Origin of the sequence: Paraglaciecola sp. L3A3, assembly GCF_009796765.1 — a bacterium.
Classification (GTDB): domain Bacteria; phylum Pseudomonadota; class Gammaproteobacteria; order Enterobacterales; family Alteromonadaceae; genus Paraglaciecola.
In genome coordinates, this window is record NZ_CP047023.1 from 5011736 (window position 1) to 5025195 (window position 13460).

14 protein-coding genes, 1 tRNA gene and 1 pseudogene are annotated in these 13460 nt (G+C 37.9%); 12 read left to right on the forward strand and 4 right to left on the reverse strand.

Features of this window, described 5'->3' with window-relative positions; genetic code table 11:
• Positions 1 to 381 precede the first annotated feature (381 nt).
• Positions 382 to 1005 (forward strand): annotated as a pseudogene (locus GQR87_RS22670) (site-specific integrase); the annotation flags it as partial.
• Between the two features lie 197 nt (positions 1006 to 1202).
• On the opposite strand, the gene GQR87_RS20845 reads toward GQR87_RS22670, so the two are convergent.
• The 3 genes from GQR87_RS20845 to mutY form a co-directional block, all read right to left on the reverse strand.
• Positions 1203 to 1278 (reverse strand) — tRNA-Phe (locus GQR87_RS20845).
• Between the two features lie 161 nt (positions 1279 to 1439).
• The gene (locus GQR87_RS20850) at positions 1440 to 1712 is read right to left on the reverse strand and encodes an oxidative damage protection protein (RefSeq protein ID WP_158972599.1); all 273 of its coding nucleotides are present in this window, start codon (positions 1710 to 1712) and stop codon (positions 1440 to 1442) included.
• A 22-nt stretch (positions 1713 to 1734) separates the two neighbouring features.
• Positions 1735 to 2796 (reverse strand): A/G-specific adenine glycosylase, encoded by a 1062-nt coding sequence (gene mutY, locus GQR87_RS20855; RefSeq protein ID WP_158973137.1) that lies wholly within the window; start codon positions 2794 to 2796, stop codon positions 1735 to 1737.
• A gap of 138 nt (positions 2797 to 2934) precedes the next feature.
• Between mutY and GQR87_RS20860 the strand changes: the two genes are divergently transcribed.
• The 11 genes from GQR87_RS20860 (at position 2935) to GQR87_RS20910 (ending at position 12930) form a co-directional block, all read left to right on the forward strand.
• Complete coding sequence (locus tag GQR87_RS20860; protein ID WP_233267349.1) at positions 2935 to 3675, forward strand: alpha/beta fold hydrolase; 741 nt, start codon at positions 2935 to 2937, stop codon at positions 3673 to 3675.
• A gap of 103 nt (positions 3676 to 3778) precedes the next feature.
• A complete protein-coding gene (gene trmB / locus GQR87_RS20865) occupies positions 3779 to 4498 on the forward strand; it encodes a tRNA (guanosine(46)-N7)-methyltransferase TrmB (protein WP_158972600.1) in 720 nt (239 codons plus the stop codon).
• On the forward strand, positions 4498 to 5523 hold the full coding sequence (locus GQR87_RS20870; RefSeq protein ID WP_158972601.1) for a class I SAM-dependent methyltransferase: 1026 nt from the start codon (positions 4498 to 4500) through the stop codon (positions 5521 to 5523). Before trmB ends, GQR87_RS20870 begins: the two co-directional genes overlap by 1 nt.
• Before the next feature lie 8 nt (positions 5524 to 5531).
• Positions 5532 to 6956 (forward strand): glycogen synthase GlgA, encoded by a 1425-nt coding sequence (glgA, locus tag GQR87_RS20875; RefSeq protein WP_158972602.1) that lies wholly within the window; start codon positions 5532 to 5534, stop codon positions 6954 to 6956.
• A 38-nt stretch (positions 6957 to 6994) separates the two neighbouring features.
• On the forward strand, positions 6995 to 7285 hold the full coding sequence (locus GQR87_RS20880; RefSeq protein WP_233267350.1) for a hypothetical protein: 291 nt from the start codon (positions 6995 to 6997) through the stop codon (positions 7283 to 7285).
• Between the two features lie 54 nt (positions 7286 to 7339).
• On the forward strand, positions 7340 to 8989 hold the full coding sequence (locus GQR87_RS20885) for a sensor histidine kinase (protein ID WP_158972603.1): 1650 nt from the start codon (positions 7340 to 7342) through the stop codon (positions 8987 to 8989).
• 135 nt (positions 8990 to 9124) lie between these two features.
• Entirely contained in the window at positions 9125 to 9832 is a 708-nt protein-coding gene (gene arcA, locus GQR87_RS20890; RefSeq protein WP_158972604.1) for a two-component system response regulator ArcA, read from the forward strand.
• 129 nt (positions 9833 to 9961) lie between these two features.
• Positions 9962 to 10459, forward strand: coding sequence for a TlpA disulfide reductase family protein (locus GQR87_RS20895; RefSeq protein WP_370459615.1), 498 nt, complete (start codon positions 9962 to 9964; stop codon positions 10457 to 10459).
• Positions 10460 to 10465: 6 nt separating this feature from the next.
• Positions 10466 to 10690: a DUF4266 domain-containing protein gene (locus tag GQR87_RS20900; protein WP_158972605.1), complete on the forward strand. Its 225-nt coding sequence runs from the start codon at positions 10466 to 10468 to the stop codon at positions 10688 to 10690.
• A complete protein-coding gene (locus tag GQR87_RS20905; RefSeq protein WP_158972606.1) occupies positions 10681 to 11973 on the forward strand; it encodes a DUF3570 domain-containing protein in 1293 nt (430 codons plus the stop codon). The genes GQR87_RS20900 and GQR87_RS20905 overlap by 10 nt, the downstream gene beginning before the upstream one ends.
• A 123-nt stretch (positions 11974 to 12096) precedes the next feature.
• The gene (locus GQR87_RS20910; RefSeq protein WP_158972607.1) at positions 12097 to 12930 is read left to right on the forward strand and encodes an FAD:protein FMN transferase; all 834 of its coding nucleotides are present in this window, start codon (positions 12097 to 12099) and stop codon (positions 12928 to 12930) included.
• 239 nt (positions 12931 to 13169) lie between these two features.
• On the opposite strand, the gene GQR87_RS20915 is transcribed toward GQR87_RS20910, so the two are convergent.
• Complete coding sequence (locus GQR87_RS20915) at positions 13170 to 13445, reverse strand: peptidylprolyl isomerase (protein ID WP_158972608.1); 276 nt, start codon at positions 13443 to 13445, stop codon at positions 13170 to 13172.
• Between the last annotated feature and the right edge of the window lie 15 nt (positions 13446 to 13460).

Here is a 13460-nt window from a genome sequence, read left to right on the forward strand (position 1 = left end):
GTTGTTTCTATCATTAGAGTAAGAAGATATATACGATAAAATGATTGAGTCGGTGGATCAATGCTCTACAAAAAAGATAACTCCAAATACTGGTATACCAAATTTGAACTTTCATTTGGTGGGAAATTAAATAAAGTAAACCGTAGCACAAGAGAAACCTCAAAAATTAAGGCGCTCGCCTTTGAACAAAATCTTAGAATCGAAATATGGGATAAACTGACCCTCGAAGAGAAAAACATTGGCTCTTGGAAAGAAGCTGCCTTTTTATATTTAGATTCGAGACAATCTAATAAGACAATTGCCAGTAAGCAAAATAAGTTGGATTGGTGGGAAAAGTGCCTACCTTCAATAATTCTTTCTTCTATCGATGCTCAATCGATCATGCTAACAATTGCTAAGCGCACAGATATTGGTTTAGCCACAAAAAATCGATATTTAGCTGAGATAAAATCGTTTCTTTCATTTGTTCATAAAGAGCTTGGTTGGATCGAAAAAACACCTCATATAAAGATTTATAAGGAATATGAGCGATCTTTTTACAAGTTATCTGACAATGATGTAGATAGCCTCATTAAACACTCTCCTCTCTTTTTAAAGCCCATAATTATATTTGCGTTAAATACTGGGCTACGTGCATCGAATATCACACAGCTGAGATGGGATATGGTTGATTTAAGCACTAGGACGCTTTCAATTCATGGAACACAGCATAAAAGTGGTGCTTCTATCAGACAGCCATTTAACAGAGTAGTAGAGTTATTATTGCTTAAGTTACATGAATCAAAATCGAATCAATATGTATTCTTAAATGCAAACCAAAGCCCCATCAAGGATTTAAACCGAAGATTGTGGGGCAAAGTATGCGATAAATCTGGATTGAAAGGATTAAGGTTTCATGATTTAAGACACAATTGGGCCTCTAGGCATGCAGAGAGCGGGACTGATGTATTGGCAATCAAAGAGTTGGGTGGATGGAAAACATTAGAAATGGTTCAGCGCTACACGCACCCATCTATGGAATATTTGAGCGTACAATCAAATAATATAATTAAGCAAGACGCTGTGCCAAATGATGAAGAAATTACTGTTTGTGACGAAAAATCGTCACACCTGGTGGTTTTAGATAAGATTTCTATAGTAAAAGACAAGGCCCAGAAATGGAAAAACCTGATAAGTTTCAATAACTTATCAGGTTTAAAATGTGGTGCCCAGACTCGGGATCGAACCAAGGACACGAGGATTTTCAATCCTCTGCTCTACCAACTGAGCTATCTGGGCTTCAACTTACAAGTTTTTGTCTTAAAGACTTATTCTTGCTTCGTTGTGGGTGCGTATTAAACGGATTTAGGCCATTCAAGTCAACACCTTTTTTAGCTATTTTTACTGTTTGCTTATAGATTGAGCAAAAACAGCCTAAAAATTGACAAATTTAAAGAATATTAGCTTTTTGGAGGCACATATCCTTCAATATCTGGCTCTTTATTTTCAAATAAATAGCCCTGCATTTGCTCTTCTAAGAACTTTCTTGCATTGGGTTCCATCATATTTAATTTATTTTCGTTAATTAACATGGTTTGTTTAGCTTGCCACTCGGCCCATGCTTCTTTACAAATGTTATCAAAAATCTTTTTACCCAGTTCACCAGGGTAAAGTTGAAAATCTAAGCCATCGGCTTCTTTTTGTAAGCGTTGGCAAAATACAGTTCTGCTCATGATGTTTATCTAACTTTGGTTGTTAAAAATTCTTACTGATTGTACTAAATAGTTTCTTAGTTGGCGCGGCTAATCCAACATTTTGTGGTGCTAATAAATCAAACCACATTTGAGTGTCTTCCATTACTTGTGTTTGAGGAGCTTGTTTTAGATGTAAAACAACAGGGGTAATGTCTAAATGGAAATGACTAAAGGTATGACGAAAATCAGCTAATTCGGTTTGTTGCACATCATCAAAGCCAAGTTTTTCTGCTTGAGAAATTATTTGTTGTTGTTCATCAACTTCATGAAAACCCCATAATCCGCCCCACAACCCACTTGGAGGACGTTTATAAATAAACACCTGTTGTTGCCACATTGGAATAAGCATTATAGTGGCTTTAACTGGAATGTCTTTTTTAGGCTTTTTATGGGGTAACTCAGCTTGTCTGCCCTGCACAAATGCTAAACATGTTTGAGCAAGTGGGCAGTGGTCACAGTCTGGTTTAGAACGGCTACACAGGGTTGCGCCCATATCCATCATAGCTTGGGTATAGTCACCGGTTCGACTAGCAGGGGTAAGTTGATCGGCGTATTGCCATAATTCTGTTTCAACTTTTTTATTCCCCGGCCAGCCTTCTATAGCAAAATAACGAGCCAATACTCGTTTCACATTACCGTCTAAAATGCTGTGGTGTTGATTGCAGGCTAACGAAAGTATCGCACCAGCAGTTGAACGGCCAATACCTGGCAGGGCGATCAGTTGTTCGATTTGCTCAGGAAATTGCCCTTGGTACTGGTCTCTGATCACTTGTGCCGCTTTTTGTAAATTTCGTGCCCGAGCGTAATAACCTAAACCAGTCCAGTGATGTAGCACTTCATCTTGTGGCGCATTAGCTAAATCTAGTACGCTGGGGAAAGTTTGCATAAAACGTTGATAATAAGGGATCACAGTTTTAACTTGTGTTTGTTGCAACATAATTTCAGACACCCAAACTGAATATGGGGTTTTATTAGATTGCCAAGGCAAGTTTTTGCGACCATAAATATCAAACCAATTTAAAACATTTAGGCTGAAATCGCTATTAATTGTATTTTTATTGATTGGCACAGAATTGATTACTTTGCGCTTATGATAATTAACCGGATAATACCTGATTAAATATTAATATCGATACTCATAAAAATAATTGCCCATATAACCAAAAAAATTATTTATGAGGAGCTCGCAGCGGAGAAGAAATTGTCTAATTTGAATGCCCCAAGTTACCAGATCGAACAACCAGTGATTTTTTTACCTGGCACCCTGTGTGATGAAAGAATTTTTAATGCCTGTTGGCAATATCTAGATATTCCTATGCGTGCATTTGTACCGCTACAATGGGCGGAAGATCTCACTCAAATGAAAATGTTAACCAGCGACAGGTTGGCATATTTTTCACAAAAGGTGCATTTAGTGGGTTATTCGATGGGCGCTTATATTGCAGCATTAACCGCTTTAGAAAACCCTAATAGAATCGCCTCTTTAACTTTAATTGCCAGTACTTGTGATGCCTTGCCAGAAGCCGCTCAAAAGGCTCGCCAACAAACACTAAAACTAATAAAAAGCAGACAATACAAAGGTTTAACCAAAAAGCATTTAGCTCAATTTTTTCATTTATCTAATCAAGATAAGCAACAACAAGCCTTAGTTAAGGCAATGGAACAAGATTTGGGACCGGGAGTTTTAGCTGCTCAGTATCAAGCCACAGCAAATCGAAAAAACTTAATGCCTAAGTTAGCTAAAGCTAATTTTGCTATTAATTTAATTGCTGGCGAACAAGACAATTTTGTCTCGCAACAAGTATTTACCTTAATGCAAAACGCACTACCTAAAGCCAATAGTCTTATCATTCAAAATACTGGGCACATGTTACCAATTGAACAACCCGCAGAACTAGCGAAACATCTAGCAGCAAATATTAACCAGCTTACTATTGCTTAAGCTCATTATTAGGTGTGTTAATCTTGCAATCAGCTGAAGGCAAAGGATAATGCGCAATAATGAATGATGAAATATCAGTACAAATTTATAATGAGATCGCAACATGAGTCAGTTTAAAAACGAACAAGAAGCAGCCGCAGCAGGCGTTTATATTCGTAAAATTCAAAGTTTTGTAAAAAGAGAAGGGCGCTTAACCACAGGTCAAGCTAAGTCACTTGAGCTAAATTGGCCGACTATGGGCTTAGAACATGCCAGTGGTTTACAAAATTTTGCCGAAACATTTGGTCGCCAAGCCCCAATTGTTTTAGAGATTGGCTTTGGTATGGGTAAGTCATTAGTAGAAATGGCACAAAACGAAGCAGACAAAGATTTTATCGGCATTGAAGTTCACAGACCTGGTGTTGGAGCCTGTTTAGGCGAAGCGGCAGAAAAGGGTGTGACAAACCTAAAAGTATACGAACATGACGCAGTAGAAATATTGGCCGACTGTGTGCCGGATAACAGCCTAGCTCGTGTACAATTATTTTTCCCTGATCCTTGGCACAAAACCCGCCATCATAAAAGACGGATAGTGCAGCCTGAGTTTGTCCAAAAACTTAGGGCCAAATTAGCCATTGGTGGTGTATTTCACATGGCTACAGATTGGGAAAACTATGCTGAACATATGTTAGAAGTAATGACAGCTGCAACTGGCTTTGAAAACCAATCAGATACCAATGATTTTGTGCCTCGCCCCGAACAACGTCCACTTACCAAGTTTGAACAACGTGGTCATAGATTGGGCCATGGTGTTTGGGATCTGATGTTTGAGAGAGTGTCCTAATGTTATCAGCCGCTAGTCAGGTACTAGTTAGAAATGAAGAATTTTTTGCGACTGGAAAGTGGTTATTAGTTAACCCTACAGATAGTCATATTGCCGCAACGTTAAGTGATGCTGACATCTCAGTTTTTCATCAATATTTCGATATTTATCAGCAAAGTAAAGACCAAGGCAAAGCAGACAAGCATACTTTTGCAGCGGCTTATCCTACTGATAAAAAGTTTGACGGTGCTGTGATATATGTACCTAAATCCAAAGAACAACTAAAAATGTTGATCGCCAACGTAGCCGCTTGTTTAACCCCAAATGCGAGTTTATTACTGGTAGGCGAAAACAAAGGCGGCATAAAAAGTGCGGTCAAATTGCTTGATTCTATTTGTTCACAAACCAATAAAATAGACTCTGCACGCCATTGTGCTTTATTTGGTGGCCAAGTTGATAAAACAATTAAAGCTTTTGATATCAACAAATGGCAAACAGAAGTCGCACTTTCAGTGGCAGGGCAAGATTATAAAGTTTGTTCTTTACCAGGGGTCTTTAATCACGGGATTTTAGATTTAGGAACTCAGCTATTACTTGAAAATTTACCTGAAGTGAAAGCCGGCCGTTTGTTAGACTTTGGCTGTGGTGCAGGTGTGATTGGTTGTTATTTAGCCCTCAAAAGCCCCAAAAGTGAAATAGTGATGAGTGATGTCAGCGCTTTGGCTATTTATTGCTCTAAACAAAGTGCCAAATTAAATAATCTTGATGTACAAGTAGTCCCTTCGAACGGTTTAGCTGATGTTAATGGCAAGTTTTCTGCGGTTTATACCAATCCTCCTTTTCATACAGGAATCCAAACCGATTACTCAGTCACAGAAAATTTTATTAGTCAGTTGAATAATTACCTAGCAAAAGCTGGTAGTTTAGTTTTAGTTGCTAATAAATTTTTGCGTTATTCTGAATTACTTGAAAAACGATTTAGTTCAGTAAGCTTAGTAGAACAAACTAGCAAGTTTAGTCTTTATCATTGTAATCGTATTAAATAAGGGTGTTCATGAAAATACTATTTGTTGTATCAGAAGTTGAAGATCTAGTTAAAACCGGTGGTTTAGCTGATGTAGGTAAAGCATTACCGTTAGCCTTAGCGGAGCTTGGCCACGAAGTAGTTATAGTTATGCCTTACTATCGTCAATTGGCTGAAAAATTTAATGCCGACGATATTTGCGAAAAACAAACTCTTTTTTCTGGGCATACCGCTTATGAATTTGGCATTAAAGAATTAAATCTGCATGGTTTAAAAGTATTGGCAGTTGATCACCCCGAATTTTTTAATCGCAAAGGTTTATATGCAGATAGTTATCATGCCTATGCAGATAATGCTGAGCGTTTTGCATTTTTTGCTCACGCAGCCCTTAAAGCCTCTCAAAAGATCAATTTCCAACCTGACATAGTTCATTGTAATGATTGGCATACCGCATTAACGCCTTATTTTGTTAGCATTGATGATACCGGTTTTTATGATAATTCACGTACCGTTTTCACTATTCATAATGGGGCATATCAAGGCACTCATAAGTTCAGCGACATACCTTATTTACAACCCCATTATCAGTTGCACGGTCAATTAGATGGAGATGCATTAAATTATGTACGTATGGGGATTCGTTATGCCAATAAAATTAATGCAGTAAGTCCTAACTACGCCCAAGAGTTATTAAGTCCTTTGGGCTCGCATTATTTATTTGAAGAGTTTCAACGACGATATTCTGACGTCAGCGGCATTTTAAACGGTTGCGATTATAGTCAGTGGGATCCAAATACCGACCCTTATATTGCACAGAATTACCAACTCGATAATTTAGCTGGGAAATACGTTTGTAAAAGCGATATTCAAAAAGAAGTTGGATTACCACAGCTCCCTGATGTGCCATTAATTGGTATGGTATGCCGTTTAACTGAACAAAAAGGATTTAGTTTTATATTGCCAATTTTAGATCAGCTTATGCAACATAAGGTGCAACTAGCGATTATTGGCACAGGTGATCCAGAAATTAGCCAAGTATTGCGTGAAATCGAAAGTAAATATCCCGACAAATGTGCTTTTGTAGAAGACTTCAGCGTACGTAAAGCGCATATGATTGAAGCGGGTAGCGATTTCTTTTTAATGCCTTCTTTATTTGAACCTTGTGGTCTAAATCAAATGTATAGTTTAGCTTATGGCACCTTACCAATCGTTAGAGCAGTAGGAGGACTGAGAGATACAGTTATTGATATAGCTGAACAACCTGATAAGGCAACAGGGCTCGTTTTTGTAGAGCCAACTGGAGCCGCTTTATTGTCTTGTATACAAAGAGCATTATTGTTTTATCATGAAGATCCAGCAGGTTTTGAACAGGTAGTAAAACGTGCCATGACAACACATTTTACTTGGCAAGATGCCGCTGAGAATTACTTATCACTGTACCAAAGCACTAGATAAACATGAAGTTGATAACTTGTAGGTTAGGCTTTGTAATCTTGACTGCTATCACATGTGAAGTGATAGCAGCTGTGCCTGCACAATGTTTGCAAGCACCTGAACGATCAACCCCCTGCCCTCATATTTTATATAAAAAAGCCGCAGTTGCAGTGCCTGACTTACAAGTAAAAAAAGGACAAGTAATTTGTCTTTGTTTAAGTGATTTGCAAGCGTTACGAAACAATAGTAAAACTAAACTAGAAGAAATTGATCAACAAGTTACACTTGAGAGAACAGCTAAAAAGTATAATGTTAGCCAAGATGAAATAAGAATATTACTACAACATTAGATTTTTTAAATTTTTCGACCAAGATTAAAATTCCTAGCCATGGCCAAATAAACTATGTCATTTGACGTAAAATTTTTATCAATAAAAAGCCTAATTATATGGGGGGTAGTGGGTATCACTTCGGCCTCCCTAATTATCGCTTCTGGCGTAAATCTATATACGAAAATCAATAACTATCATCAGTCTATCAAAAGTGACGTTATGGTTTTTTCGGATTTAGTTAGCCGTAATGCAGTAAAATACGTTAAAGAAGACAATGTACACACAGAACAACAAAACCTTAAAGCGTTAGAAGCATCTGAAGTCATTGAAAATATACATATTTATAAAGTACTTGAAGATGGTTCAATCGAATTTTTTGCAAGTTACAACAAAGAAGGCATTGCCCCAGTTAAAGCAAAATTTGAACAAGTTAAAGACTTTGCTAGCCCGAGGATCTCTGGCGAAGTAGTTGAAATGATTCAACCCATCATAGATCAAGACATTATTATCGGTTACACCTATTTAAGGGCTTCTACTGAACGCTTACAGCAACGAATTTCTTCCTCCATTTTTATCACCATAGGTATCTTTTTGTTGTGTTTATTGTTTTGTTTCATTTTCACATATAAATTGCAAAGAGCTATCACAGAGCCAATCCATTCATTAGTTAAATTAGTACAGAGAATTTCAAGACAGCGTGACTATTCTACTCGTGCAGAATTAACCGGTATCAAAGAGTTAGACATGTTAAGTGATGCATTCAATGGCATGTTACAGCGTACTCAAGTGCATATGGATAAACAAACCCAAGCTGAAGCAGAACAAGTACGGTTAAATGCCAGCTTAGAAGAAAAAGTTAACCAAAGAACTTTAGCCCTAAAAGAAGCCAACACAGAACTCATTCAAACATTAGAAAAGTTACATCAGTTCCAGCGGCAAATTGTGCAGAATGAAAAAATGGCCTCGCTTGGTGATATGGTTGCCGGTGTGGCTCATGAAGTAAACACCCCTATAGGGTTAGGGGTTACTGCTTCTACTATGATGTTAGATAGGTTGTCAGACATACGTAAATCTTTCGAGGATAAAACCCTGAAGGCCAGTGCCTTATCTAAATTTATGATGGAAGGTGAAGAAAACCTTAATATTATTTATCGTAATTTAAACCGAGCAGCTGAACTGATTTCAAGTTTCAAACAAGTGGCTGTCGACCAATCATCTGAAAATAATCGCATTTTTTCGGTTGCTAAATTGATGGATGAAATTTTGATGTCGATGCGACCCAAGCTGAAAAAAGTGAATCATAAAATTAATGTGATTTGTCCGAATGATTTATATGTAGAAACAAAAGCCGGTCCTATCAACCAAATTTTTATTAACTTAATAATGAATTCAATTATTCACGGTTTTGAATTTATTGATCGCGGCGAAATAATAATTATCATCAAAACGGTAAACCACAATAAACTCAATATAGAATTTTCGGATAATGGTCGAGGTATACCTGAACAAATCCGTAAAAGAATTTTTGATCCTTTTGTCACCACCAAACGTGGGCAAGGAGGTAGCGGTTTAGGTATGCATTTAGTGTATAATTTGGTTACTCAAGCATTGAATGGTTCAATATCTCTCACTACAGAAGCTGAAAAAGGCGTTAAATTTAACATTTTATTTCCGGTAACTGTGGTTGAAAAAGAAAACATACCTAACAATGCAAGTGTGTGAAATTAGCGATTTATGCTTTAAATTGTTAAAAAATTGCAAAAAAATATTTCAAATTGCAAATATTGCTAGATAAAACCCTGAATATTAGATATTTTCTGGTAAACTTTTAACTAAATTCCAAATCAGGCCTGAAACATGCAGACCCCAAATGTATTAATTGTTGAAGATGAAGTTGTTACTCGTACAACCCTAAAAAGTTTATTTGAAGCTGAAGGGTATAATGTATTCGAAGCTGAAAACGGCGAACAGATGCATAATATCTTTGAGAACAATACGATTAACTTGGTAATCATGGACATAAACTTGCCCGGTAAGAATGGTCTTATTTTGGCTCGCGAAGTGCGTGGCCGTAAGAACATTGGTTTGATATTCCTTACTGGAAGAGATAACGATGTTGATCGTATTTTAGGATTAGAAATCGGTGCAGATGATTATCTGACTAAACCATTTAATCCAAGAGAACTAACTATACGTGCGCGTAACTTGTTAACTCGTACTTCGAATACTAGTGAAGATGATGATTTACCTAGTCGTGTAAGCTTTAATGGTTGGATATTAGACGGCGACAGCAGAAGTTTAATTTCTCCTAGCGCTAAAGAATTCCGCTTACCTCGCAGCGAATTCAGAGCACTACACTTATTCTTGAATAACCCCGGTAAAATCCTAACTCGTGAACAATTGATTATGGAAATGACAGGTCGCGAATTACGTCCTAACGATAGAACAGTAGACGTTACTATCCGTCGTATTCGTAAACATTTTGAGTCAGAAGTCAGTGCCGACGACCTAATTGTCACCATACACGGTGAAGGTTACCGTTTCTGTGGTTCTGTCGACGCATAAGTCACAAATTTCTAAAATAAATTGTAAAAGCTCCTTCGGGGGCTTTTTTGTTTGGCCTTTCTTAAGTTTTATTTAAGATTGCTACTCTACAATGATTTTATTGAAATTAAACTTGGTGAGAACATCTTGTTGAATAAATTGAAGATCAAAACGCTTATAGTACTAATGCTTACCGCTCTGACCACATCTTGGCTAGTCAGTGCTGAGCAGCCTGCAAAAGACTTTGCACTTAAGCTAGAAAACATGCCTGCGCAATTATCTGACTTAAAAGGGCAAGTAGTATATGTAGACTTTTGGGCGAGTTGGTGTAAACCCTGCAGAAAGTCATTCCCTTGGATGAACGCAATACAACAAAAATACGCCAAACAAGGTTTACAAATAATCACAGTCAATCTCGATAGCGAGCAAAACCTAGCTGATGAGTTTTTACAAAATACGCCAACCACGTTACCTGTCGTATTTGATCCAGAAGGTAAAATTGCTTCTGCCTACCAACTCGTTGGTATGCCAAGTAGTTATTTAATCGATAAAGCGGGCAACATACGTTTCACTCATACCGGGTTCTTTACGAAAAAAGAAACTAAGTATGAACAAGAAATTGTTTCACTTATTCAAGAAAAAGAGTAATCCAAAATGCACAATAAATTCATTAAAATTGTAGGTTTGCTGTTTACTCTGCAGCTAGCAGCTTGTAGCAACTTAGGGGTTAAACCTTGGGAGAAAGATATATTAGCCAAAAAAGAAATGGCCTTAGATTCAGAAGGCGTAGACTTAGGGCTGGATGATCATATCTATTTTAGTAAAGAAGCTACCAGCGGCGGCAGAGCATTTGCTGGGGGAGGTTGTGGATGCAACTAACTAAACAAAAAAACATCACCGCTACTTTAGCAACGGCAACCTGTGCATTGTTGGGTATAGCGCCTACAGCACAAGCTGAAGAGCCTGTTTGGGAAATGGACACTGCATTGCTATATTACGGTGAAACAGACCGTGTGACTGCCGTTGAGGGCGTATTTTCGGCCAAAAAAGATTTTGGTGATGAACATATATTTTCCGGTAAGTTAGTTTTAGATACCTTAACAGGTGCCTCAGCTACTGGTGCAGTGCCACAATCTGACGTGCAAACTTTTACTCGACCTTCAGGTAATGGCCAATATCAAATTGCGGCTGGTGAAACACCATTAGACGATACGTTCAAAGATACTCGTGTGCAGGTTGAAGCTCAATGGACACAGCCAATCTGGCAAGAATATAGAGTTAGTTCTGGTGTACACCTTTCTAAAGAATATGATTATTTGTCTCTTGCTGCAAACGGCTCATTAGCTAGAGACTTTAATCAGAAAAATACCACTATCTCCGCAGGCTTGTCTTTGGCATTTGATTCAATTGATCCTGAAGGTGGGCGCCCTATTGCATTTTCAGAGATGGTCATAGACCAAGGTCAATTTGTCAATGAAGATGCCTACAGAGCTGCCTTTGATGCGACTCGCCAAAATGATAGCGACAACAAAACCACCATTGATTTGTTATTTGGTGTGACTCAAGTCATTAATCGTAAAATGTTGATGCAATTTAATTATGGTTTCTCAGTATCAGATGGTTATCACACAGACCCATTTAAGGTATTAAGTTTGGTCGACTTGATGGGCAACACCCAAGGTTTATTGCACGAGAACCGTCCAGATAAACGAACCAGACATAGTGTTTATTGGCAAACAAAATACGCTACAAGCATAGGTGTTTCAGACGTATCTTATCGTTACGCTACTGACGATTGGGATATTAATTCACATACTATAGATACACGTTTTCGTATCAACTTGAGCAACAATACCTATATCCAGCCTCATTTTAGATATTATCAGCAAAGTGCTGCAGATCTATATCGTCCATTCTTAATGGAAGGTAATGAGTTGCCTACCTATGCCAGTGCTGATTATCGACTAGGAGAAATGACAGCGTACACCCTAGGCTTCAAATATGGCCTGGCTATGTCTGACGGCAATGAGCTTGCGTTTCGTCTAGAGTATTATCAACAAAATCCTGAAAACTCTGGTTTTGATATACCAACAGGATTGGAACAACAAGATTTATACCCTAGCTTAAGTGCAATCATTGCTCAGGTTAGTTATAGTTTTTAAGGATTCTTATACCAATCCGTAATAATTCGGATTGGTATAACTGTCAAAGGAACAATAATTAACAGCAATCAGAAATTCGCCATCGAGCAGAAAAACGACCATTTTATTGGTCGTTTTTCTGCTATGGCCAGTCCATGCGAAATCTTAATTGAATCAACAAATCTTCAATTAGCGACCGATTTAACCTCTATTGCTTATACCGAATGTCAAAGAATCGAACAAAAGTATAGTCGCTACCGTAGCGGTAACTTAATGGATCAAATCAATAACAGTCACGGCCAAGCCGTAAAAATCGATGACGAAACATATAGATTATTAGAGTTTGCCAATACTTGTTATGTGATCAGTGAAGGTTTGTTTGATATTAGCTCAGGAGTTTTACGCAAAGCATGGAAATTTGATGGTTCAGATAAACTAGCAACAGCTGCAGGGGTACAAGAGTTATTGCCCTATATAGGCTGGCAAAAAGTAAAATATGATCAGTCGTCAATCACCCTTATCCAAGGTATGCAGCTAGATTTTGGTGGTATAGGCAAAGAGTATGCTGTAGATAACGTGGCAAAACTTTGTACTCAATATGCCCCAGCAGTTTCTGTTCTGGTAAATTTTGGTGGCGATATTCAGATCACTCAACCAAGACAAAACCAACAAGCTTGGTTAATTGGCATTGAAAGTTTTGCATCAGAACAAAAAGCCCAAAAAGTACTAAGTATATATCAGGGAGGTTTAGCCACCAGCGGCGATGCAAAACGATACTTATTAAAAGATGGGCTCCGCTACGGGCATATACTCAACCCCAAAACTGGTTATCCCATCGAACATGCCGCTCGCTCGGTCACAGTAGCAACAACACATTGTATTCAAGCTGGGTTATTAGCCACCTTAGCCTTGTTGCAAGGCCCGAATGCCGAACAGTTTTTACAACAACAAGCAGTAAAACACTGGTGTTATAGATAAGTACTGTAATTGTTCTTTGCCGTTAACGATAATCGTTGAATTTAATCTTATCTTTTAACTGCTTTATTCTGCAACACGCTGCCGTATTCTGCTTTTATTGCTTTTCTCTGTGTAGTGCAGCCTCTGTGATCGGCTTTTGATTTTAATAATGTTAAGGCTCTTCTCTGTGTAACTCTGTGACAAATTCTTATGCTTTAAGCTCGAATTCCGTGGCTTTTTACTGCTGCCGCATCCTGCTCTTAACTACGATACAACGTTTTGATTAAATGAAAGCCGAACTGAGTTTTGATTGGCCCATGTACCTTCAGAATTTCTTTCTTAAACACCACGTTATCAAACGCTTTTACCATTTTTCCTGGGCCAAATTCACCTAAGTCTCCGCCTTTTTTGCCTGACGGACAAATAGAATATTTTTTGGCTAATTGCTGAAAATTTCCACCTTTATCTAGTTGGGCTTTTATTTTTTCAGCTTCTTCTTTAGATTTGACTAAAATGTGGCAAGCGCATGCTTTCATGATTATTTTTGCTCT

Coding starts and splice junctions, on each gene's coding strand:
- GQR87_RS20870 (WP_158972601.1), top strand. CDS start 4,498: ATGTTATCAGCCGCTAGTCAGGTACTAGTTAGAAATGAAGAATTTTTT.
- GQR87_RS20915 (WP_158972608.1), bottom strand. CDS start 13,445: ATGAAAGCATGCGCTTGCCACATTTTAGTCAAATCTAAAGAAGAAGCT.
- GQR87_RS20885 (WP_158972603.1), top strand. CDS start 7,340: ATGTCATTTGACGTAAAATTTTTATCAATAAAAAGCCTAATTATATGG.
- arcA (WP_158972604.1), top strand. CDS start 9,125: ATGCAGACCCCAAATGTATTAATTGTTGAAGATGAAGTTGTTACTCGT.
- GQR87_RS20905 (WP_158972606.1), top strand. CDS start 10,681: ATGCAACTAACTAAACAAAAAAACATCACCGCTACTTTAGCAACGGCA.
- GQR87_RS20850 (WP_158972599.1), bottom strand. CDS start 1,712: ATGAGCAGAACTGTATTTTGCCAACGCTTACAAAAAGAAGCCGATGGC.
- glgA (WP_158972602.1), top strand. CDS start 5,532: ATGAAAATACTATTTGTTGTATCAGAAGTTGAAGATCTAGTTAAAACC.
- GQR87_RS20900 (WP_158972605.1), top strand. CDS start 10,466: ATGCACAATAAATTCATTAAAATTGTAGGTTTGCTGTTTACTCTGCAG.
- trmB (WP_158972600.1), top strand. CDS start 3,779: ATGAGTCAGTTTAAAAACGAACAAGAAGCAGCCGCAGCAGGCGTTTAT.
- GQR87_RS20910 (WP_158972607.1), top strand. CDS start 12,097: ATGGCCAGTCCATGCGAAATCTTAATTGAATCAACAAATCTTCAATTA.